We start from the raw sequence: 19,233 nt of genomic DNA on the forward strand, positions 1-19,233 counted from the left end.
AGCAAGGCAGGCGGCAGGCTAATGCAGGCCGCCCACGCCGAGCAAACGTTCCACCGCCTCGTGATCCTGTGACAGCGCGGAAGGGGTACCGTTCCAGGCGATACGGCCACGCTCTAGCACGATGACCTCGTCGGCAAAGTCGAGAGCGCTTTGAATTCGCTGCTCGACGAGCAGGATCGTCATGTCTCCGGAAGCCGCAAGTTCCGAAAACACCACCATGAGCTCCTCGCAGATCACGGGAGCCAGGCCTTCAAGCGGTTCATCGAGCAGCAGCACCGCGGGTCGGCCGAGGATCGTGCGCGCCGTGGTCAGCATCTGTTGTTCGCCACCGGACAGCTGGCTGCCGAGGTTCCTGCGACGCTCTTTCAGCCGGGGAAACAAAGCATAGCCTTCCTCGATCGCGTCCTTCTTCCGTTTCTTCAAGCCGACAGTCAGGTTTTCCTCGACGCTAAGGCTCGGGAATATGTCCCGCGTCTGCGGCACATATCCGAGGCCCGCGTGAGCCCGCGCGGCACTTGACATCGAGCTGAGATCGATGTCCCCTATCGTTATCCTCCCGCCATAACGGCGGGTCTGGCCCGCAAGCGTCGCGAAGAGCGTCGTCTTCCCCATCCCGTTGCGACCGAGAACGGCGAGCCGACGACCAGCAGCCACAGAAAACGAAATCGATTCCAGAATTCGGGTCGGGCCATAACCGGCGGAAAGGTTTTCGACTTTAAGCATTGAGGCCGGCATTGGCGTAGCTCCCGAGATAGGCCTCGCGGACGCGGGCATCTTTTGTCACGTCGGCGGGAAGGCCGTCGAATATAATGGTCCCTGCGGCAAGCACGACCACCCGTTTGGCAAATCGGAACACCAGGTCCATGTCGTGTTCGATCATCACCACGGCGAGATCGGCGGGCAGGTTTGCGAGCGCTTCCTCGATACGTCCCGTGTCACTTTGCGGAACGCCGGCAGCTGGTTCGTCGAGCAGGAGGACGCTGGGCTTTAAGGCAAGCGCGATGGCCAGTTCCAGAAGCCGCTGCTGCCCGTAGGCGATCTCCCGCACCTTTCTATGTGCGAGCGAATAAAGGCCCAGTCTTTCAAGCAGGTCATAGACTTCTTCCATCACCGCCGGACGGGTGAGAAAATTGCCATGTAGTTCAGCCGATTTTCCTGTCCGTTGGAGAACCGCGAGCCCCACATGTTCGGCCGGTGTCATGTCCTGGAAAAGCCGGGTCACCTGGAATGAGCGAACGAGGCCACGCTGAACCCGGCCGGTTGGTCCGATCCGGGTGACCGGCTCGTTTCGAAGTCGCACCTCACCGGAACTCGGTTTCAGGGCGCCGGTGACGAGATTGACGAAGGTCGTCTTGCCGGCTCCGTTTGGGCCAATGAGCGCCACCCGGTCGCCTGCCACCATGGAGAGCGAGACGTCGTTTGTGACAACGAGTCCGCCGAACGCCTTCTTCAGGTTGATGACTTCAAATACCGCGCTCATGGCCGCGTCTCCCCGGTCGTGTTCTTTCTTACAGAGAGGAGATCCTGCACCGTTCCGAAAATGCCCTTAGGGGCGAAAAGGACGACGACGATGAGAAGCGCGCCAACCGTCGTCAGCCAGTGAAACGGGTTGGCGGCCGATACGAAGTCCTCAAACAGCATGAAGATCACGGTCCCGACCAGAGCGCCGAACAGGGAACCTGTTCCGCCAAGGACAAGCATGACGAGCGCTTCTGCCGATTGTGTGAACGACAGGGCGTCGAGTGCGACAACCTGGGTTGAGATGGCACTGAGCGCACCCCCGGTTCCGGCCACCGCGCCTGAAATGATGTACATCTTTATCACAGCTTTATGGGGAGAGGCGCCGAGTGCCCTTATCCGCACGGGATCCTCCTTGATGCCACGGCAGAGCATGCCGAAGGGCGAGCGAACGACGATGCGCAGCAACGTGAATACGATGAGAAGCAGGACCACACCGAAGAAATAGGCCGTATGGCCGAAGAGATCGAACTCGTAGAGGCCAAAGAGCGGGTCGAGTACGATGCCCGACAATCCGTCGCTTCCGCCGGTCCAGGAAGACGCCTTGTTGGCGAATTCATGAAACAGGTAGACAAGAGCGATCGATAGCACGAGCTGCGGGAGACCGTGTGCCCGCAGCATCACGATGCCACAGATAAGTCCGGCGACCGCACCCGCAAATATCCCGCCCAGTGTCATCAGCAGCGGATCATTTATCCCATAATGCGCGGAGAGTATGCCTGCCGCATAGGCGCCCGATCCGAACAACGCCGCCTGGCCAAGGGTCGCAACACCGCAATAGCCGGTCACGAGATCAAGCGACAATACGAGAAGGGCAATCGCGATGATACGCGTGAGCAACGCGAGGTTGTCGGGAAAGAGGACATAGCCAGCCGCGGCGACAATGACGATGGCAGCAAAGCCGTAAAGGTCTCGCTTGATGAAGCCGGCCCGCAGGCGGCTTCTGGTCGTTGCAGCGCCGGCGGCTAGCGTGGAGTTGGTCTTCTCTGTCATTTTGCGCGTCCCGCCAGGCCACTCGGAAAGACACAGATGATTGCGATGACGGCAAGATAGAAGAAGAATTCGCCGAATTCCGGCATGAGATACCTGCCGGTCGTATCGATCGCCCCAAGTAGAAGACAAGCGGCCAGTGCGCCAGGGATGGAGCCGGCTCCGCCGACCGATACCACGACCAGAAACGTCACCATGTAGCGGAGTGCATAATAGGGTTCCACCGGCAGGAATTCCGATCCGACCACTCCGCCGAAAGCCGCAAGACCCACAGCCGCCGCGAAGCTAACCGCGTAGACGATTTCCGTTCTCACGCCCAGCGCCGCAGCCATTGCGGCATTGTCGACAGACGCACGAAGCTTGATGCCGAAATTCGTCTTCTCGATCGCGTACCAGAGGCCGAGCGCCACGGCCAGGCCGCAGGCGATCGCAAAAAGGCGATGGATGGGTATGGTGCGGAAGCCGAGGTCGGCAGACCCTTGTAGTGAAGGTGCAAGCGGAATGGTCTTCAGCGTTGGCCCCATGACGAAATTGGCAATTCCGATGATGCAGAAGGTTATCCCGATCGTCATCAGCACCTGTGTCAGTTCCGGCTGACCGTAGATCCGCCGATAAAGAAGACGTTCGATCGGAATGGCGATCAGGATCGTGAAGACGACCGCCGCGATCAATGCAAGTCCGTATCCGAGGGCCAAGTCCCGCGCGACATAGGAGGCTATGTAACCGCCGATCATGGCAAAGCCGCCATGGGCGAGGTTCACGACACGCATCAGGCCCATGGTCACCGAAAGGCCGATGGAAATGACGAACAGCACCATGCCATAGGCAAGTGCGTCGACAGCAATGCTGAAGACTGTCTGCATCAGAAATCCTGTTCATGAGTGGCAGGCCAACTCTGGCCTGCCGATCTGTGAAACCGTCGGCCGCTTACTTCGCGGCGGCCAGACCCGGATCGCCCTGCTTCTCGAAGGTCTGAACCTCCTTGTTGAAGTATTTGCCATCCGAACCCCTTGCCACTTCCCGAAGATAGATGTTCTGGGTGATGTGACGGCTTTCCGGATCGATGGAGACAGGGCCGCGTGGGCTTGTCCAGGCCAGTCCCTTGACGGCATCGACGGCTTTCTGGGCATCCTGCTTGCCGCCCGTCGCCTCGATCATCTTGTAGATGACATGCATGCCATCGAACGCGCCGACGGAAGGAAAGGACAGTTCCGCTTCGTTGCCGATCGCCTTGGTCGCTGCCTCGACGAAGGTCTTGTTTTCGGGGGAATCGTGAGAAACGGCATAATGGAACGTCGTCTGTATTCCCAATGCAGCGTCGCCCAGTGCCGGCAGATCGGACTCCTGGGTCAGGTCACCCGGCGCATAGAACTTGGTGCCGGCCGCTTTCAGACCATTGTCGTTGAACGCCTTGACGAAGCCGAGCGTGGTCGGGCCGGAAGGCAGGAAGGCGAACACACCTTCTGCGCCCGAATCCTTGATACGCTGCATGATCGGGCTGAAATCGTTTGTGGAAAGCGGCATTCGTATTGCCTCCACGATCTTCCCGCCGGCTTCTTCGAAGGCCTTTCTGAACGCATTTTCGGCATCGACACCCGGTCCATAGTCACTGACGACCGAAATGATCTTCTTGACGCCTACATCGGAAGCAACCTTTGCGATGGGCGTGGAGGTCTGCCAGGTGGTGAACGAGGTTCTGACGACCAGAGGGCTGGTCTTCATGATGGCCGATGTTGCAGCGTTCATGATGACCATGGGCACGTTGCCCTGCTTGAGGATCGGCGTGACCGCCATTGCATCCGGAGTAAAGTAGAAGCCTGCAAGATATTGAACTTTTTCCTTGACGATCAGTTCCTGGCCGAGAGCCTTGGACTGGGCAGGGTCCGCTGTCGGAATATCGCGGTAGACAATTTCGACCGTATCGTCGCCAATTTTGTTACCGTGAAGTGCGATATAGGCGTCTATTCCCGCCTTGAAGTTCTTGCCCTGCAGGGCGAAGGGCCCAGAGAAGGGACCAACCACGCCGACCTTGATGACGTCGGCGGAAGCGGTTCCGCACAAAGCCATGACCGCGAAAGCGGTAATTGCAGCCTTTTTCATGTTCATTCCTCCCGGTTAAACAGGGCCCGCCTCCAACATCGTGCCCTTTGAATTGCAACAATGCGACCCGTTGCTGTCGTCCACGCTAAAACGGTAATCCCACGTAGTTTTCTGCCAGAGCGGTGGACGCGGCCCGGGAATGGGTTAGATAATCGAGCTCCGCTTCCTGAATTTTCTGATCAAATTCACTCGTCTCCGGAAAGCGATGCAGCATGGTCGTCATCCACCACGAAAAGCGTACAGCTTTCCATACCCGTGCAAGAGCTTTTTTCGAATAGGAATTCAGTCCTGCCTCGGACCCTTCCAGATAATATTCGCGCAAAGAATTGAAGAGATAATGCACGTCGCTTGCGGCAAGGTTCAAGCCCTTGGCACCGGTGGGCGGAACGATGTGAGCGGAATCGCCAACAAGGAACAGACGGCCAAAGCGCATGGGCTCTGCCACAAAGGAACGCAGCGGAGCGATCGACTTCTCGAATGACGGAGCGGTTACAAGAGCTTCGGCATGGGACGGCGGTAGCCTGCGCCGCAGTTCGTCCCAAAACCGGTCGTCGCTCCAGTCTTCCGCTTTCTGATCGAGAGGACATTGTATGTAATAACGGCTGCGGCTTGCTGAGCGCATCGAACACAGTGCGAAGCCGCGCGGATGATTTGCATATATCAGTTCGTGGCTGACCGGAGCGACATCCGCGAGGATGCCGAGCCATCCGAACGGATAAACTTTCTCGAAGAAGTTTAATGCGGCCTCGGGAACCGACCTGCGGCTCGTTCCATGGAATCCGTCGCAGCCCGCGATGAAATCGCAATCGATACGATGTGTTATGCCGTCTTTTCGATAAGTTACATAGGGGTCTGTTCCGGAAAAATCATGCGGCTGCACGTCGTCAGCCTCATAGACGGCATGCGCACCGCTTCGTTCACGTGCATCCATCAGGTCGCGCGTGACTTCTGTCTGACCGTAAACCATCACCCGCTTGCCGCCGGTCAATTCGTTGAGATCGATCCGATGATCGCGACCGTCGAAAGCAAGATCGAAACCATCATGCGGCAGCCCTTCGGCGGCCATCCGTGCACCGGCGCCCGCCTGGTTCAGAAGCTTGACGGTCCCTTCCTCAAGTACCCCGGCTCGAACGCGGCCGAGGATATACTCCTTGCTCACCCGATCGAGGATGAGATTGTCGATCCCCGCTTCGGTCAGAAGCTGGCCAAGCAGCAGGCCCGACGGTCCTGCGCCTATGATGACGACTTGATGCCTCAATCACGCCTCCCAACGAAACTGATAATTGCAAATTCCATGATTGGGAGTTGCGGCGAAAGAGACGCTCTGTTCTTTTAATTGTACTTTTCGAACATCGGGAGGAGCGGTCGCAATGCCACGGGTTCCCACCTATGCTCTATATGGTGAAACGGATACCGGAGATCCGGGCTTCTGGCTGCATCATGAAACGATCCATGCCAGAAGCAGCCAGCACGACTGGGAAATCCAGCCTCACCGGCACACTGCTTACTTTCAGATCCTGCATATTGCCGCCGGAGGCGGTGACGTCCTCTTCAACGAAGAGACCCTTAGTTTGAAGCCCGGAACGGTAATAACCATTCCTCCGGGAACAAGTCATGGGTTCCGATTCTCAAAAACCGTTGTCGGCTCGGTTATCACGATCCTTTCGTCACATCTCGACCATGCACCCGGTGAGAGAAGCTTGTTTGGCCAGTGGCTGGCTCACCCCCAAAAGATTGCTCCCGAACCTCAGGTGCCGGATGCGGAAGAGGCCGCGCGCATCTTGGGGCGGATAACTGCCGAGTTTGAAGGTCGAAATCGCGGACGCAATGAAATCCTGAGAGCCTATGTCTCCGTGCTGTTGCACCTGTTGTTCCGAATTGGCTGCGATCAACGCACTTGGGACGGCTCGTCCGAAGACACCCGGGTGGATGCCCTGATGAACCTGATCGACCAGCATTTCCGAACCCATCGAGCGTTGTCGTTCTATGCTGGGAGAATCGGGGTTTCGCCGACACATCTCAATCGCCTCGTTCATGCCTGGCATGGATGTTCGGCACATGAACTGATCGAGCGCAAGATTATCGAGGAAGCGAAGAGACAGCTCATCTTCTCTATGACCTCTATACAGCAAATATCGTATCGGCTGGGTTTCCAAGATGCCGCTTATTTTTCCCGCTTTTTCGCTCGATGCACGGGCAAGGCACCGAAAGATTGGCGTTCATTGGAACGTGCCCGTATTGACTATTGATAGCCTCGGCGAGCAAGGCAAGAATGAACTGGACGCGTGATGGCGGAGTAGGAGCCAAGCACAAGCCAGCTTTTTCATGGCGAGATTCAAATCTTCCGGTCGACGACCTAAGCGGTGCGCATGATGGCGATCGCTCTGTTAACTGGGATATTTTCTTCGTGGTCATTGGAGATGAGAAACTGTTCGTTGAAACTAGGCGGCAACGGTTCGGTACACATCAAGAGCAGGAGCCATGTCCTGTATCATCGTTGCTCCATTGAAAGTTCGTCTGACCCCATTAGACCTTTGCCTATGTTACGACATTGGCTGTGATCCGCTGTGTCTCGATCTTTGCGGCGGCATCGATGCAGCCCAATTGTGGACCGGGGAATGGACCTTTCAAAGATAGAAAAACTCATCGCGTTTGTGGGGCGGTCCAACGTCACCGAACTGGAGGTCACGGAAAAAGGCACGACAGTCCGGATATTCCGAGATGGAGGCCGAGATACACCCGTAACGAACCCCGAGAGTTCGAGCGTGACCGCCGATATAGGACAGGTCGAAGGCGCTGCGGTTGAAGTCAACGAAAAGGCAGGCATGGTCACCGCACCTGTCTTTGGCGTGCTGCATGCCTCCCCGGCACCAGGAGATCCTCCGTTCGTGGCCGTCGGAGATGATGTTATCGAGGGGCAGACACTTTTCATCATCGAAGCGATGAAAGTGTTCAACAAGATAGCTGCACCGCATGCCGGCAAGATCACGCGCCTGACGGATGTGAATGGCTCGGAGGTCGAGGTTGGCGACATGCTGGCGGAGATCGCGTGATGCCGTCACACCAGCGTTTCGACAAGGTTCTTATTGCCAATCGCGGTGAAGTTGCCTTGCGCGTAGTTCGCGCCTGCTGCGAAATGGGCCTGAAGACCGTCGTGGTCTGCTCGGAAGCGGATCGGGACTCCGCCTATGTGAAAAGCGCGGATCAATCGATCTGCATCGGCCCGTCGAGCGCGTCCAAAAGCTACCTGAACCAGAATGCCATCCTGCTGGCGGCGCGCCTCAGCGGTGCCGGCGCCGTTCATCCAGGTTATGGATTTCTTTCGGAAAACACCAGCTTCTCGGCGGCAGTAGAGAAGGCGGGGCTGACCTTCATCGGCCCGGATGCCAGCGCCATTGCCACGATGGGAGACAAGATTGCCGCCAAGAGCGCCATGATGGCGGCTGGCGTGCCTTGTGTGCCGGGTCCAGATACAGAGCTTCCATCGGAATCCGAAGCGATCCGGGCAATTGCAGCCGAGATTGGGTATCCTGTGATCGTCAAGGCTGCCGGCGGTGGCGGCGGACGCGGCATGCGCGTTGTGTCAGGCGAGGCAGAGCTGCTGGAAGCCGTGGCCCTGACCCGTGAAGAAGCACGCAAGGCCTTTGGAACGCCGGCGCTCTACATGGAGAAATTCCTCCAGCATCCGCGCCATATCGAAATTCAGGTCCTGTGTGATACGCATGGAAATGCCGTCTGGCTTGGCCATCGTGATTGCTCCATGCAGCGCCGTCACCAGAAAGTGGTCGAGGAAGCGCCGGCTCCCGGTATTTCTGAAACACTGATCGGCCCTGTCGGCGAAGCCTGTGTCAAGGCGTGTCAGCAAATCGGCTATCGCGGTGTCGGAACGTTCGAATTCCTCTACGAAGACGGCGCTTTCTATTTCATCGAGATGAATACCCGCCTGCAGGTCGAACATCCGGTGACCGAGGAAACCAGCGGCGTCGATATCGTCCAGCAGCAATTGCGTGTGGCGCAGGGTGAGGCATTGTCGATGGCGCAGGTGGACGTGATCTGCGCCGGTCATGCTATCGAATGCCGCATCAATGCCGAAGACCCGATGACTTTCATGCCCTCAGCAGGTGTGATCACGGCTCTTGAACTGCCAAAGGGCGAGGGCATTCGTGTCGATACCCATGTCGAGGCCGGCTACAAGGTCTCGCCTTATTACGACTCGCTGATCGCCAAGCTGATCGTGCATGGCCAAGACCGGGCCGATGCCATGCAGCGCACGCGGTCCGCCCTGGCATCCTTCAAGCTGGAGGGCATCGCCACCAATCTGCCGCTGTTGCGCGAACTGTTTGACGATGCAGCCTTCGCCGAGGGTGAAACGGATATCCATTATCTTGAAAAATGGTTGAAGACGCGGGGGGCAGCATGACCAAGCCGGATTTCAGCGACCCCGCAATCATCGAACGGTTGGCCGCAGCCCTTGAAACCGCTGGCGTCGATGGGATTGAAATCACCCGACCCGACCAGAGCCTGCTGATCCGCCTTTCGAGTTCTGCCAAGGGGCCTGCGCGTCAAGTGCGTTCCGGCAAGACTGATTCAGTAGGTGCTGTGGCGATCGTGAAGGCGCCTATGGCCGGTGAGTTCTGGTCGTTAGACCTGTCACGTACCGCCACGCCGGCTGCATCGACCGCGCGCGACGCGATCGGCTTCCTGCGGGTTGGCCCTACCCTGCTGCCGGTCTCCGCTGGACCGTCAAAACGCTTGGGCCGTCACTTAGTTGAACCCGGAACGATCGTCGGTTTTGGCGATCCGATTGCTGAAGTCGAGACAGAAGCATGAGCGCCTCAGTCGCCAAAATCACCCAGCCTGTCGAAGCGCTTGCGCTCGGTCGCGATGGCGCCCGTGTTTCCCCGATCGGTTCGCGCGCATTTCTTCTCGAAGCGACCGGTGAATTCGACCTTGCCTCGCAGCGACGGATCTGGGCCCTGTCCCGCGCCGTCGAACTGTGGAGCGAAACGCTCGAGATCGTACCCGGCATGACCAATCTTCTCGTCGTTCTGAAGATGACGCCCGAAGATCCGGAACTTCTGGCGTTGCGCCTGTTGGACGCCTGGGAACAGGCCGAAAGCATCGATCTGGCAGGAAGGACAATCGAGATCACCGTAACATACGGAGGCGAGCACGCGACCGATCTTGCCGCTCTCTGCGACAGGTCGGGCCTTTCCGACCGCGAGGTTGTTCGCATTCACTACGAAGGCACCTATAGGGTGTTTGCACTCGGTAGTGCGCCCGGTTTTGGTTACCTTCACGGGCTTGATCCGCGCATCTACATGCCGCGCAAGACCGTGCCGTCGCTCAACATGGCGCGCGGCTGCGTCACCATTGGCGGCATGCAGACGGGTGTCGCCGTCCTTACCGGCCCTAATGGCTGGAATTCGATCGGTTTTGCCGAATTGCAGATGTTCGACCCGATGTCGGCCACACCTGCCGTGATGGCGCCGGGTGATACGGTGCGTTTCGTGCCAGCGAGCATAGAGCTATGATAGAGATCATCCAGACAGGACCGTTCAACACGGTACAAGACCTTGGCCGTACCGGCTTCCGCAATATTGGCGTGACCACCAGCGGCGCCATGGATCCGCTGGCACTCAAGGCTGGCAACAGCCTGCTCGGCAACGAAACCGGCGCGGCAGTTGTCGAAGTTCAGACCTATCCGTTCAAACTGCGTTTTGCGAAGCAGACGGCTTTTGCCGTAACGGGTGCCGATTGTGGCGCATCGCTTGACGGTCGTATGGTTCAGCCGTGGTGCGCTCTGCCGATTGAGGCCGGGCAGGTGCTGGAGCTAGGGCAGCCGCGGGTTGGAACACGCGCCTATATCTGCATTGCCGGCGGGATCGATGTCGCGTCGGTCATGGGGTCGCGCAGCACGTCGCTGCGTGGCGCTTTCGGCGGCAGTGAGGGACGTTTTCTGAGCACGGGCGATGTTCTTAAACTGGGTGAGGTTTCCACCGCGCTGAACTTTCCGGCAACTGGCCTTGCGGTTATCGATCCAGCCTTTGCGCTTACCGATTTTTATCCTGCCAATGAGGATGGGGCCCTTGTTGTTCGCGCCATTCCGGCCGGAGAGCATGCCCTGTTTGGCGCGGATGCCGAGCGTTTCTGGATGCAGACTTGGAAGATTTCCACACAAAGCGACCGTACCGGATATCGCTTGATGGGTGAACCGATCAAGCCGACGACGCCGGTTGAAATGCGCTCGCACGGTGTCGTGTCCGGTGTCGTTCAGGTTCCACCAAGCGGTGAGCCGATCATCCAAATGGCCGATGCCAATACGGCTGGCGGTTATCCCAAGATTGCCGGCGTAATCGAGGCCGATCTCTGGCGGCTCGGGCAGGCGCGTATCGGCAGCCGTCTGCGTTTTGTCCGTGCAACGCATGCTCAGGCGGCGGCCGTCGAAAAGGCAGTGGCGACTTTCATCGATGATGTTCGCAGCACGTCTCGAATGGTTTGCGATGCATTGCAGGCCATGAAGTGAGGGAAGAAGAGATGAAGATCGATCTTAATTCCGACATGGGCGAAGGCTTTGGTCCCTACAGCCTGTGCGACGACGAGGCGATGATGAAGGTGGTCTCCTCGGCCAACATCGCTTGTGGTTTCCATGGCGGCGATCCCGATACGATGGCGCGCATGGTGCGCCTTGCCAAGGAAAACGGCGTCGGCATCGGTGCCCATCCTGGTCTGCCGGATCGCGCCGGTTTCGGCCGCCGCGAAATTCCCTATTCCGCCGATGAACTGCGCCAGCAGATGCTTTACCAGCTGGGTGCGTTGAAGGCGATTGCGGCGTGCGAAGGTCAGCGCGTCGCACATTTCAGTTTTCACGCGGCCATGGGCAACATGGTCAATCGTGATCCGAAGCTGGCCGACCTCATGATGGATGCGATCCGCGCCGTCGATCCCGAACTGATCATTTTTGCCATGCCCGGCAGCGAGATCGAAGCGGCTGCCAAGCGCGCCTCGCTGAAGACGCTGCTGCTGTTCCTCGCCGACCGCGCCTATGACGCGCAGGGGCGTCTTGTTGCCCGCGGATTGCCGGGTGCTCTGGTCAAGGATGAGGGGGCCGTGCGCGCCCGCGTGCGCCAGTTCCTAGTCGACCGCACGGTCACCACAATCGACGGCGCGACCATCGACATGCCGGCGAAATCGGTTCTCGTTCACAGCGACACGCCGGGTTCGCTCGAGCTGGCGCGGATCGTGCGCAGCGAAATCGAGGCCGCCGGCGGCACGCTTGCACCTGCATCAGAGGTTGTCGGCTGAAGCCACGGCCTTTCCCTTTTTCCATCCAGAATTAGACAAACCGGAAGACCAAATCATGCCCGCCACAGCCGACCGTTTGAAAAATGTCTCCATCTCCGCCTCCGCAGCCATGACGCAACGCGCCCGTGAACTGGCCGCCCAGGGGATCAAGGTTGTCAGCCTCTCCTCCGGCGAGCCGGATTTCCCGACACCGCCGCATGCGATCGAGGCCGCTTACGCCGCAGCACTCGCGGGCGACACCAAATACCCGACAATGGACGGCACGCCGGCCATGAAGGCGGCGATCATCCGCAAGTTCAAGCGCGAGAACAACTTGACCTATGAGCCGAACCAGATCGTCGTTTCGGGCGGTGGCAAGCAGGTCATCTTCAATGCGGTGTTGGCCACCTGCAATCCGGGTGATGAAGTTGTCATCCCGGCGCCGTCATGGGTCAGCTATGCGGATATCGTCAAATTCGCCGGTGGCGTTCCGGTCTCGGTGCCGTGCCCGGAAAATGCAGGTTTCAAGCTGCGCGCAGAAGACCTCGAAGCAGCGATCACGCCACGTACCAAGTGGCTGTTCCTGAACTTTCCGAACAACCCGACGGGCGCTGCCTGCTCGCGCGCGGAAATGGCGGCAATCGCTGAGGTCATGCTGCGCCACCCGCATGTCTGGATTCTGACCGACGATATCTACGAGCATCTCGTCTACGACGATTTCGAGTTCTGCACGATCGCCGAAGTCGAGCCGCGTCTTTATGATCGGGTTCTGACCATGAACGGCGTGTCCAAGGCCTATGCAATGACCGGCTGGCGTCTGGGCTATTGCGGCGGCCCGAAGGATCTCATTGCCGCGATCAGCAATGTCAACGGCCAGAACAGCGGCGGCACCTCGACCCTGACACAGGCGGCAGCCGTTGCGGCACTCGATGGTCCGCAGGATCTGCTGAAGGAACGCTCTTCCATCTACAAGACCCGTCGAGATTATGTGCTCGGCCGTCTGGCCGAAATCGAGGGTCTGCGTGCCCATAAGCCCGAAGGTGCGTTCTATATTTTCCCGAACATGTCCGAGCTGATCGGCAAGACCACCAAGGGTGGCCGCAAGATCGAGACCGATGTCGATTTTGTCATGGGTCTTGTCGAGGAGCACCATGTCGCGACCGTGCAGGGTGCGGCCTACGGCATGAGCCCGTATTTCCGCATTTCCTACGCCACAAGCATGGAAATGTTGGAAGAGGGCTGCAACCGGATCGCACAGTACTGCAAGGACATGAAGTAAATCGGTTTCAGCTGGTTATGACGGTCAGGCCTTCAGCCTGGCCGTCAGTTCGACAAGAATATTCTTGACCGCGACCGCCGGTTGCGAAAGCGGCGTTTGATCGGATACACACAGAGACAAAGTCTCCTCGATGCGCGGCGACACAAGGCGACAAATCAGTTTTTCGCTGGATTCGGCAATCAGCCGGTCGGCGATCGCCTTGGGCATGATCGTGGCGCCAAGCCCCCGATCGACAGAACGGCTGAGCGTTCTCACGATTTCCACTTCCGCCACCACTTTCAGCTCGACCTTGCTGCGCGAGAACGCGGTATCGACCGCACGGCGCACGAAGTTATAGGCGGGCGGCATTAGGAACGGCAGTCCGTCGAGTGCCGTGACCGGAACGGGCGCGTCGCTGGCCTCGATTTCGAAATCCGGATGCGCGACGACAAAAAACTCTTCTTTCAGCAGCGGTTCGAAACGAACGCCCTTGATCGGGCCGACACCATGAATAAGCGCCATTTCCAGACGGCCGTTCATGATCATCTGGCTATAGGTCTGGCCGACGCTTTCCGTCAGGTGCAGGAGGATGCCGGGATGGCGTTTTCGCGTTTCCGACAGAAGCTCGACCGAAAGCGTCGCCGCGCTGCTGAACGGGACAAGCCCGACAGAGACACGACCGGCCAGTGACTTGCCGGCTGTGGTGACGTCGGATTGCGCCTGTTCCATCTGCCGCAGGATGATTTGCGCGTGGCGATAAACTGCCTGACCGGCGGCGGTCATCGTGACGCCCTGCTGGCTGCGGATCAGCAGCTTCTGCCCGAAATGATCCTCGAGCGCTGCAAGCTGTTGGCTGAGCGCCGGCTGGGCAAGATGCAGGATATCGGCGGCGCGTGTGATGCTGCCGCTATCGACGATGACGATGAAGGATTTGAGGCGCCGGATATCCATTATGGTCGATGCTGCCTGTGTTGTTATCACCGCAAATGAGGTCGTGAGCGGTTTGCGACCTGCTGCTTCGCGGTTGAAGAGAAAACCTAGCCGCTTGATTTATAAAGCGCAAATGCAGCCTTCCGCAACACGTGCGGACATCCATAACGCTTCCTTATTAGCCCAAAACTAATCGGTCTTAGGCAAGTGAAAAAAGCTTCGCTAGTCTCATCTTAACAAAGGGGATCGACATGCCATTTTCCGACTACAAGACTGCTCTGGTAACCGGCGCTTCGTCGGGAATCGGTGCCGCCGTCGTTGAACGACTGTGCCGCGAGGGGCTTGAAGTCCACGCCGTTGCGCGTAGCGCCGAGCCGCTGCACGAACTGTCCGAGCGTACCGGCTGCATCGCCCACGCGGTTGACGTAACCAACCGGGAAGCTCTCGCAGAGCTGACTGGCCGCGTGGCATTCGACGTCCTCATCAACAATGCCGGCGTCGACCGGCCGAAGAAGTTTCTTGAAGCGGAAGATGGCGATATCGACCTCTTGATCGACGTCAACCTGCGCGCCGTCCTGCATCTCTGCCGCATGGTGGTGCCCGGCATGGCAAAGCGGGATCGCGGCCATGTCATCAACATTTCCTCGATTGCCGGCAATTACAATTTCGGCGGCAACTCGACCTATCATGCCGTAAAAGCAGGTGTCGCCATGCTGTCGAACCAGCTGCGCATCGACACGTTTGGCAAGCGGGTGAGGGTGACGGAAATCTGCCCGGGCCGAGTTGCGACCGACATCTTCAACCACGTCCACGGCAATGACCCATCGATCCGCGAGCGCTTCATCGACGGTTTCGAACTACCACAGGCTTCCGATATCGCAGATGCGATCGCCTTCGCGATTGCTGCACCTGTTGCGGTCAATATCGGCCATATGGAAATCACCCCGACGCTTCAGGTGATGGGCGGCCTGCAGACGGCCAAGCCGCAGACCCCTGCCGCCCGTTCCGAAGGGACCACGCGGTGAACGGGTTCGATCTTTCGGCAATCCTCAACAACCCGGAATACATCTCGATGCTGCTGCACGGCATCGAGATGACCTTCATCATTTATATCGGTTCGTGGACGCTGGCGATGACGCTGGCCATCCTTCTGCTTGCGCTGCGCGTGTCGCCACTGCGCATCGGTGAACCGATCGTTGCTGCCTATGTGTCCTACCATCGTAATGTGCCGACACTTGTGCAGTTGATGCTCTGGTATTTTGGCATTTTCACACTGATGCCGCAGGGCCTGTCGGACTGGCTGGCGAACAACAATGCCGAAGCCATCTTTGCGGTGATCGGCCTCGGCTTGTGTCAGGCTGCCTATTTCAGCGAAGACCTTCGCTCCGGCCTGCGCTCGGTCAGTCCCGGCCAGATGGAGGCGGCCCAGGCACTCGGTCACGGGTACGCCTCTGCCATGCGCTTCGTGATCATGCCACAGGGCGTGCGCAACGCGCTGCCGCCGCTGATCAATCACAGTGTTTCGCTTTTCAAGAACAGCAGCCTTGCCATCGTCATCGGTGCTCCTGAACTGACCCATGCAGTCAAGGAAATCGAAAACATCAGTTTCCGCACCTTCGAAGTCTACATGATCGGTACGGTGACCTACCTGTTCTTCTCGCTCATCATCATGGGGATCGGCGCCTATATCGCGATGCGAGCCGATCCGGCGCGGAGGGCACGCGCATGATCCAGGATTTCATCACCATCATCCAGGATTATTGGCTGCTTCTCCTGATCGGCCAGTATCCCAACGGCCCGCTCGGCGGTCTCGCCAACACGCTGATCCTGTCGGCCCTGGCCATCGCATTCGCCTTCCCGGTCAGCATTCTCATGGCGCTCGCGCGCCTGTCGAAATGGTGGTTCCTGCGCTGGCCGATGACCGCGCTGGTCTATGTCACTCGCGGCGTGCCGCTTTTGATGCTCATCCTGTGGTGCTATTTTGTCATCCCGCTCTGGACGGGTGCCGATGTGCCGAGCTTCCTGATCATGCTGGTGACGCTAGTCATCTATCAGGGTGCGTTCCTCAGCGAAGTCGTTCGCGCCGGCATTGTTTCGCTGGGGCAGGGGCAGATGGATGCGGCGCGGGCTCTCGGCCATGGCTATATGGGTGCCATGCGCTTCGTCATCTTGCCGCAGGCGCTCTACAACATGATCCCGAGCATGATCTCCACCTTCGTCTCGACGATCAAGGATACGACGCTTGGTTACGTCATCAATGTGCCGGACCTGACATTCGCCGCGAGCCAGGTGAACAATCAGCTTCTGACCCAGCCCTTCCAAGTGTTCCTCATTCTCGCAGTGGTCTATTACATCCTCTGCTGGAGCCTGACCTATGTCGCCAACAGCGTCGAGCGGCGTATCGCCCGCCGTCGTGCCTGGCCGCGCAATGCCCGCCTTCCGGCCGAGGCCGCGCCCCTCAAAACCATTACGGAGCAGCTATGAGCACCTCAGTGTCCGAACCGCAGGCCGCCCAGGCGATCCGTATCGCCGATGTCTGCAAGAACTACGGCGACTATCAGGTCCTGAAGAACATCAATGCCGAAGTGGCGCGGGGCGAAGTGGTGGTGATCTGCGGCCCGTCCGGCTCCGGAAAGTCGACGCTTATCCGCACCGTCAACCGGCTGGAAGAAATCAACAGCGGCGGCATCAGCTTTGAGGGGCAGGATATCCACGCGCCGATGCGGGCAAGTGAACTCAACAAGCTGCGCAGCCGTATCGGCTTCGTCTTCCAGAGTTTTAACCTCTTTCCGCACCTTTCGGTCGTCGAGAATGTCTCGATGTCGCCGATCCGGGTGAAAGGTGTGCCGCCTGCCGCTGCCCATGACAAGGCTCTCAAACTGCTTGACCGCGTTGGTCTTGCCGACAAGGCGAATTCCTATCCAGGTCAGCTTTCCGGTGGTCAGCAGCAGCGCGTGGCGATTGCCCGTGCACTTGCCATGGAACCGCCCGTCATGCTGTTCGACGAACCGACCAGCGCGCTCGACCCGGAAATGGTCGGCGAAGTGCTGAGCGTCATGAAGAGCCTGGCCGCCGAAGGCATGACCATGCTCTGCGTCACTCACGAAATGGGTTTTGCCCGCGATGTCGCTGACCGCATATGGTTCATCGACGCAGGCGAAATCCTCGAAACCGCTCCTCCCGAAGACTTTTTCAAGAATCCACGACATCCGCGTGCCCAGCGCTTCCTCGCTGATCTGCGGCACTGACTGCCTTCCACATAAAATAACAATGGAGAACAGCAAATGAACTGGAAATTCGCAACTCTCGCAGCACTCGTCGCCAGCACCGCTGCCGTCGCGCCTGCAAAAGCAGACCAGCTTGCCGACATCCTGTCGGCCAAGAAGCTGCGCTGCGCAACCTTTGCCGACGTGCCGCCATTCTCGGCGCCGGATCCGAAGACCCGTGAAATGGCCGGCTTCGACGTCGATCTCTGCAATGCCATCGCCAAAGAACTGGGCGTGACGGCGGAAGTGAAGCCGGTTTCGGTCGAAGCCCGCGTGCCGGAAGTCAAGCTCGGCCGCGTCGACATCACCGTAGCGAACCTCGCCTATACCCAGAGCCGCGCCGAGCAGATTCAGTTCAGCGATCCCTATTATCTCGCCAAGGAAATGCTCATCGTTCCGGCGACGGACGAAGGCAAGGCCAAGGCCGACTATGTCGGCCAGCGTATCGCCTCGGCCAAGGGTTCGACCTCGGAAATGTCGATCAAGCTCAACAAGTCCGAACCGTTGACCTTCCAGGACACGGCTTCCGCCTATCTCGCCGTGCAACAGGGCAAGGCGCGCGGCATGGTCGCCAACACGATGACGACGACCAAATTCGTCAACGAGTCGAAGACCCGCGGCAAGGAAATGCGCATGATCGAAGAGCCGATGCTGTACCAGCCGATCGGTATCGGCATGCAGAAGGATCAGCCGGCGCTGACCGCCAAGGTCAACGAAATCCTGCGCAAGCTGGATGCCGATGGCGAGATCAACAAGATCTGGGACAAGTGGCTCGGTCAGGGCACCGAATACAAGATGACCCGTACCGACAAGGTTGTTCCACTCTCCGAACTGAAGTTCGATCCGATCCCCTAATCTGAGGGCGCATAGCGCCTTCTGATCCCAAACCAAAATCCGACAATTGCCAACGGCGGCAGCCTTGCCGCCGTGCGGTTTATCTATGGCCACGAGGAGGGCCTGCAATGGTACATATCAAAGACATTCCCGAGCGTCCCTCCAAGGAGGATCTGGCTGCGATCGCGAAATTTTCGCCCGCCACCATTCACGAAGCACAGGGCCGTCGGGGTGCCCTGTCGTCGCGGCTTAAGCCGGTCGACTACCGGATGAAGCTCTGTGGCCCGGCCTTCACCGTCAAATCCTCGCCGCGCGACAACATCATGCTGCAACTGGCGATCAATTACGCCAAGCCCGGCGACATCATCGTTGTTTCGGCGGGTGAATACGAAGAAGCCGGTTCGTTCGGTGACGTTCTGGCCAATGCCTGCCTTGCCAAGGGCATCGGCGGCCTGGTTACGGATACCGGCGTGCGCGATACGCTGCAGCTTCGCGAACTCGGCTTCCCGGTCTTCTCGCTCAGTACCTGCATCAAGGGCACAGTGAAGGAAACGATCGGCACGACAAATGACAGCATCATCGTTGGCGGCGAGATCATCAATCCGGGTGACGTGATCGTCGGTGATGCGGATGGTCTGGTCGTCGTTCGCCGCAGCGAAGTTGCCGAAGCGGCAAAGCTGTCTCAGGCACGCGAAGACGCCGAAGCCGGTTTCATTGAAGCCTACAAGGCCGGCGCGTCCGTTATCGAGGTCAGCAAGCTCGAGCCGGTTCTCAAGGCCAAGGGCCTGATCGTCGACATCTGAAAAAGATGAAGGGAAGCGTCGTTCACGACAGCTTCCCTTCCATATGATCGAGATCCGCAGTGACTACGGAAAATAAAAAGGGCGGTCTCGCGGTCGCCCTTTTGTCTATTCGCTTGCAAGCCTCTTCAGCCCCTCGATTGCCAGCTCGGCAATCATCTCCGGCGTGTTGTCGATATTGACGACAACAACGCCGGCTTCGCTATCAGGTCGCTCCAGTGTCGCGAGCTGGCTTTCCAGAAGACTGGTCGGC

The 19,233-nt window shown here is 58.7% G+C and carries 21 protein-coding genes and 1 pseudogene; 14 read left to right on the forward strand and 8 right to left on the reverse strand.

All coding sequences use genetic code 11. From position 1 onward, the window contains the following. Positions 1-18: 18 nt before the first annotated feature. The 6 genes from MRBLMR1_RS12685 to pobA all read right to left on the reverse strand — a co-directional run bounded on the left by MRBLMR1_RS12685 (position 19) and on the right by pobA (position 5,866). Positions 19-735: an ABC transporter ATP-binding protein gene (locus MRBLMR1_RS12685; RefSeq protein ID WP_148144153.1), complete on the reverse strand. Its 717-nt coding sequence runs from the start codon at positions 733-735 to the stop codon at positions 19-21. Further along, the gene (locus tag MRBLMR1_RS12690; RefSeq protein WP_148144152.1) at positions 716-1,480 is read right to left on the reverse strand and encodes an ABC transporter ATP-binding protein; all 765 of its coding nucleotides are present in this window, start codon (positions 1,478-1,480) and stop codon (positions 716-718) included. Before MRBLMR1_RS12690 ends, MRBLMR1_RS12685 begins: the two co-directional genes overlap by 20 nt. Continuing rightward, the gene (locus MRBLMR1_RS12695; protein WP_500064908.1) at positions 1,477-2,511 is read right to left on the reverse strand and encodes a branched-chain amino acid ABC transporter permease; all 1,035 of its coding nucleotides are present in this window, start codon (positions 2,509-2,511) and stop codon (positions 1,477-1,479) included. The genes MRBLMR1_RS12690 and MRBLMR1_RS12695 overlap by 4 nt, the downstream gene beginning before the upstream one ends. Beyond that, entirely contained in the window at positions 2,508-3,371 is an 864-nt protein-coding gene (locus tag MRBLMR1_RS12700; RefSeq protein WP_148144150.1) for a branched-chain amino acid ABC transporter permease, read from the reverse strand. Before MRBLMR1_RS12700 ends, MRBLMR1_RS12695 begins: the two co-directional genes overlap by 4 nt. A gap of 64 nt (positions 3,372-3,435) precedes the next feature. Then, positions 3,436-4,608, reverse strand: a complete 1,173-nt coding sequence (locus MRBLMR1_RS12705) for an ABC transporter substrate-binding protein (protein WP_148144149.1) — start codon at positions 4,606-4,608, stop codon at positions 3,436-3,438. Positions 4,609-4,693: 85 nt separating this feature from the next. Beyond that, positions 4,694-5,866, reverse strand: a complete 1,173-nt coding sequence (gene pobA / locus MRBLMR1_RS12710) for a 4-hydroxybenzoate 3-monooxygenase (protein WP_148144148.1) — start codon at positions 5,864-5,866, stop codon at positions 4,694-4,696. Positions 5,867-5,978: 112 nt separating this feature from the next. On the opposite strand from pobA, the gene MRBLMR1_RS12715 reads away from it, so the two are divergent. From MRBLMR1_RS12715 to MRBLMR1_RS12750, 8 genes are all read left to right on the forward strand, one after another. Beyond that, positions 5,979-6,857 carry a helix-turn-helix domain-containing protein gene (locus MRBLMR1_RS12715; protein ID WP_148144147.1) on the forward strand — a complete coding sequence of 293 codons (879 nt, stop codon included), beginning with the start codon at positions 5,979-5,981 and terminating at the stop codon, positions 6,855-6,857. 369 nt (positions 6,858-7,226) lie between these two features. Continuing rightward, a complete protein-coding gene (locus MRBLMR1_RS12720) occupies positions 7,227-7,661 on the forward strand; it encodes an acetyl-CoA carboxylase biotin carboxyl carrier protein (RefSeq protein ID WP_148144146.1) in 435 nt (144 codons plus the stop codon). After that, positions 7,661-9,028, forward strand: coding sequence for an acetyl-CoA carboxylase biotin carboxylase subunit (accC, locus tag MRBLMR1_RS12725; RefSeq protein WP_148144145.1), 1,368 nt, complete (start codon positions 7,661-7,663; stop codon positions 9,026-9,028). Before MRBLMR1_RS12720 ends, accC begins: the two co-directional genes overlap by 1 nt. Further along, the gene (locus MRBLMR1_RS12730; protein WP_206829036.1) at positions 9,025-9,438 is read left to right on the forward strand and encodes an acetyl-CoA carboxylase; all 414 of its coding nucleotides are present in this window, start codon (positions 9,025-9,027) and stop codon (positions 9,436-9,438) included. The genes accC and MRBLMR1_RS12730 overlap by 4 nt, the downstream gene beginning before the upstream one ends. Next, positions 9,435-10,142 (forward strand): 5-oxoprolinase subunit PxpB, encoded by a 708-nt coding sequence (pxpB, locus tag MRBLMR1_RS12735; protein ID WP_500064913.1) that lies wholly within the window; start codon positions 9,435-9,437, stop codon positions 10,140-10,142. Before MRBLMR1_RS12730 ends, pxpB begins: the two co-directional genes overlap by 4 nt. Then, on the forward strand, positions 10,139-11,134 hold the full coding sequence (locus tag MRBLMR1_RS12740) for a 5-oxoprolinase subunit C family protein (protein ID WP_148144142.1): 996 nt from the start codon (positions 10,139-10,141) through the stop codon (positions 11,132-11,134). Before pxpB ends, MRBLMR1_RS12740 begins: the two co-directional genes overlap by 4 nt. 11 nt (positions 11,135-11,145) lie before the next feature. After that, a complete protein-coding gene (locus MRBLMR1_RS12745; protein ID WP_148144141.1) occupies positions 11,146-11,913 on the forward strand; it encodes a LamB/YcsF family protein in 768 nt (255 codons plus the stop codon). A gap of 55 nt (positions 11,914-11,968) precedes the next feature. Next, complete coding sequence (locus tag MRBLMR1_RS12750) at positions 11,969-13,171, forward strand: pyridoxal phosphate-dependent aminotransferase (RefSeq protein WP_148144140.1); 1,203 nt, start codon at positions 11,969-11,971, stop codon at positions 13,169-13,171. 24 nt (positions 13,172-13,195) lie between these two features. Here the strand turns inward: MRBLMR1_RS12750 and nac are convergent, their stop codons facing one another. Then, positions 13,196-14,101, reverse strand: a complete 906-nt coding sequence (nac, locus tag MRBLMR1_RS12755; protein WP_148144139.1) for a nitrogen assimilation transcriptional regulator NAC — start codon at positions 14,099-14,101, stop codon at positions 13,196-13,198. 230 nt (positions 14,102-14,331) lie between these two features. Between nac and MRBLMR1_RS12760 the strand changes: the two genes are divergently transcribed. The 6 genes from MRBLMR1_RS12760 to MRBLMR1_RS12785 all read left to right on the forward strand — a co-directional run bounded on the left by MRBLMR1_RS12760 (position 14,332) and on the right by MRBLMR1_RS12785 (position 18,983). Then, entirely contained in the window at positions 14,332-15,105 is a 774-nt protein-coding gene (locus MRBLMR1_RS12760; protein WP_148144138.1) for an SDR family oxidoreductase, read from the forward strand. Next, positions 15,102-15,809, forward strand: coding sequence for an amino acid ABC transporter permease (locus MRBLMR1_RS12765; protein WP_148144137.1), 708 nt, complete (start codon positions 15,102-15,104; stop codon positions 15,807-15,809). Before MRBLMR1_RS12760 ends, MRBLMR1_RS12765 begins: the two co-directional genes overlap by 4 nt. Then, a complete protein-coding gene (locus MRBLMR1_RS12770; RefSeq protein ID WP_500064919.1) occupies positions 15,806-16,564 on the forward strand; it encodes an amino acid ABC transporter permease in 759 nt (252 codons plus the stop codon). Before MRBLMR1_RS12765 ends, MRBLMR1_RS12770 begins: the two co-directional genes overlap by 4 nt. Beyond that, complete coding sequence (locus tag MRBLMR1_RS12775; RefSeq protein WP_148144135.1) at positions 16,561-17,328, forward strand: amino acid ABC transporter ATP-binding protein; 768 nt, start codon at positions 16,561-16,563, stop codon at positions 17,326-17,328. The genes MRBLMR1_RS12770 and MRBLMR1_RS12775 overlap by 4 nt, the downstream gene beginning before the upstream one ends. 36 nt (positions 17,329-17,364) lie before the next feature. Then, on the forward strand, positions 17,365-18,201 hold the full coding sequence (locus MRBLMR1_RS12780; RefSeq protein WP_148144134.1) for an ABC transporter substrate-binding protein: 837 nt from the start codon (positions 17,365-17,367) through the stop codon (positions 18,199-18,201). A gap of 107 nt (positions 18,202-18,308) precedes the next feature. Next, positions 18,309-18,983: a 4-carboxy-4-hydroxy-2-oxoadipate aldolase/oxaloacetate decarboxylase gene (locus MRBLMR1_RS12785; protein ID WP_148144133.1), complete on the forward strand. Its 675-nt coding sequence runs from the start codon at positions 18,309-18,311 to the stop codon at positions 18,981-18,983. 105 nt (positions 18,984-19,088) lie between these two features. Here the strand turns inward: MRBLMR1_RS12785 and MRBLMR1_RS12790 are convergent. Further along, a pseudogene (locus MRBLMR1_RS12790) lies at positions 19,089-19,233 on the reverse strand (gluconokinase); the annotation flags it as partial.

The organism is Neorhizobium sp. LMR1-1-1.1, assembly GCF_040675795.1.
Lineage (GTDB): Bacteria > Pseudomonadota > Alphaproteobacteria > Rhizobiales > Rhizobiaceae > Neorhizobium > Neorhizobium cellulosilyticum.

Coding starts and splice junctions, on each gene's coding strand:
- MRBLMR1_RS12685 (WP_148144153.1), bottom strand. CDS start 735: ATGCCGGCCTCAATGCTTAAAGTCGAAAACCTTTCCGCCGGTTATGGC.
- MRBLMR1_RS12690 (WP_148144152.1), bottom strand. CDS start 1,480: ATGAGCGCGGTATTTGAAGTCATCAACCTGAAGAAGGCGTTCGGCGGA.
- MRBLMR1_RS12695 (WP_500064908.1), bottom strand. CDS start 2,511: ATGACAGAGAAGACCAACTCCACGCTAGCCGCCGGCGCTGCAACGACC.
- MRBLMR1_RS12700 (WP_148144150.1), bottom strand. CDS start 3,371: ATGCAGACAGTCTTCAGCATTGCTGTCGACGCACTTGCCTATGGCATG.
- MRBLMR1_RS12705 (WP_148144149.1), bottom strand. CDS start 4,608: ATGAAAAAGGCTGCAATTACCGCTTTCGCGGTCATGGCTTTGTGCGGA.
- MRBLMR1_RS12715 (WP_148144147.1), top strand. CDS start 5,979: ATGCCACGGGTTCCCACCTATGCTCTATATGGTGAAACGGATACCGGA.
- MRBLMR1_RS12720 (WP_148144146.1), top strand. CDS start 7,227: ATGGACCTTTCAAAGATAGAAAAACTCATCGCGTTTGTGGGGCGGTCC.
- accC (WP_148144145.1), top strand. CDS start 7,661: ATGCCGTCACACCAGCGTTTCGACAAGGTTCTTATTGCCAATCGCGGT.
- MRBLMR1_RS12730 (WP_206829036.1), top strand. CDS start 9,025: ATGACCAAGCCGGATTTCAGCGACCCCGCAATCATCGAACGGTTGGCC.
- pxpB (WP_500064913.1), top strand. CDS start 9,435: ATGAGCGCCTCAGTCGCCAAAATCACCCAGCCTGTCGAAGCGCTTGCG.
- MRBLMR1_RS12740 (WP_148144142.1), top strand. CDS start 10,139: ATGATAGAGATCATCCAGACAGGACCGTTCAACACGGTACAAGACCTT.
- MRBLMR1_RS12745 (WP_148144141.1), top strand. CDS start 11,146: ATGAAGATCGATCTTAATTCCGACATGGGCGAAGGCTTTGGTCCCTAC.
- MRBLMR1_RS12750 (WP_148144140.1), top strand. CDS start 11,969: ATGCCCGCCACAGCCGACCGTTTGAAAAATGTCTCCATCTCCGCCTCC.
- nac (WP_148144139.1), bottom strand. CDS start 14,101: ATGGATATCCGGCGCCTCAAATCCTTCATCGTCATCGTCGATAGCGGC.
- MRBLMR1_RS12760 (WP_148144138.1), top strand. CDS start 14,332: ATGCCATTTTCCGACTACAAGACTGCTCTGGTAACCGGCGCTTCGTCG.
- MRBLMR1_RS12770 (WP_500064919.1), top strand. CDS start 15,806: ATGATCCAGGATTTCATCACCATCATCCAGGATTATTGGCTGCTTCTC.
- MRBLMR1_RS12775 (WP_148144135.1), top strand. CDS start 16,561: ATGAGCACCTCAGTGTCCGAACCGCAGGCCGCCCAGGCGATCCGTATC.
- MRBLMR1_RS12780 (WP_148144134.1), top strand. CDS start 17,365: ATGAACTGGAAATTCGCAACTCTCGCAGCACTCGTCGCCAGCACCGCT.
- MRBLMR1_RS12785 (WP_148144133.1), top strand. CDS start 18,309: ATGGTACATATCAAAGACATTCCCGAGCGTCCCTCCAAGGAGGATCTG.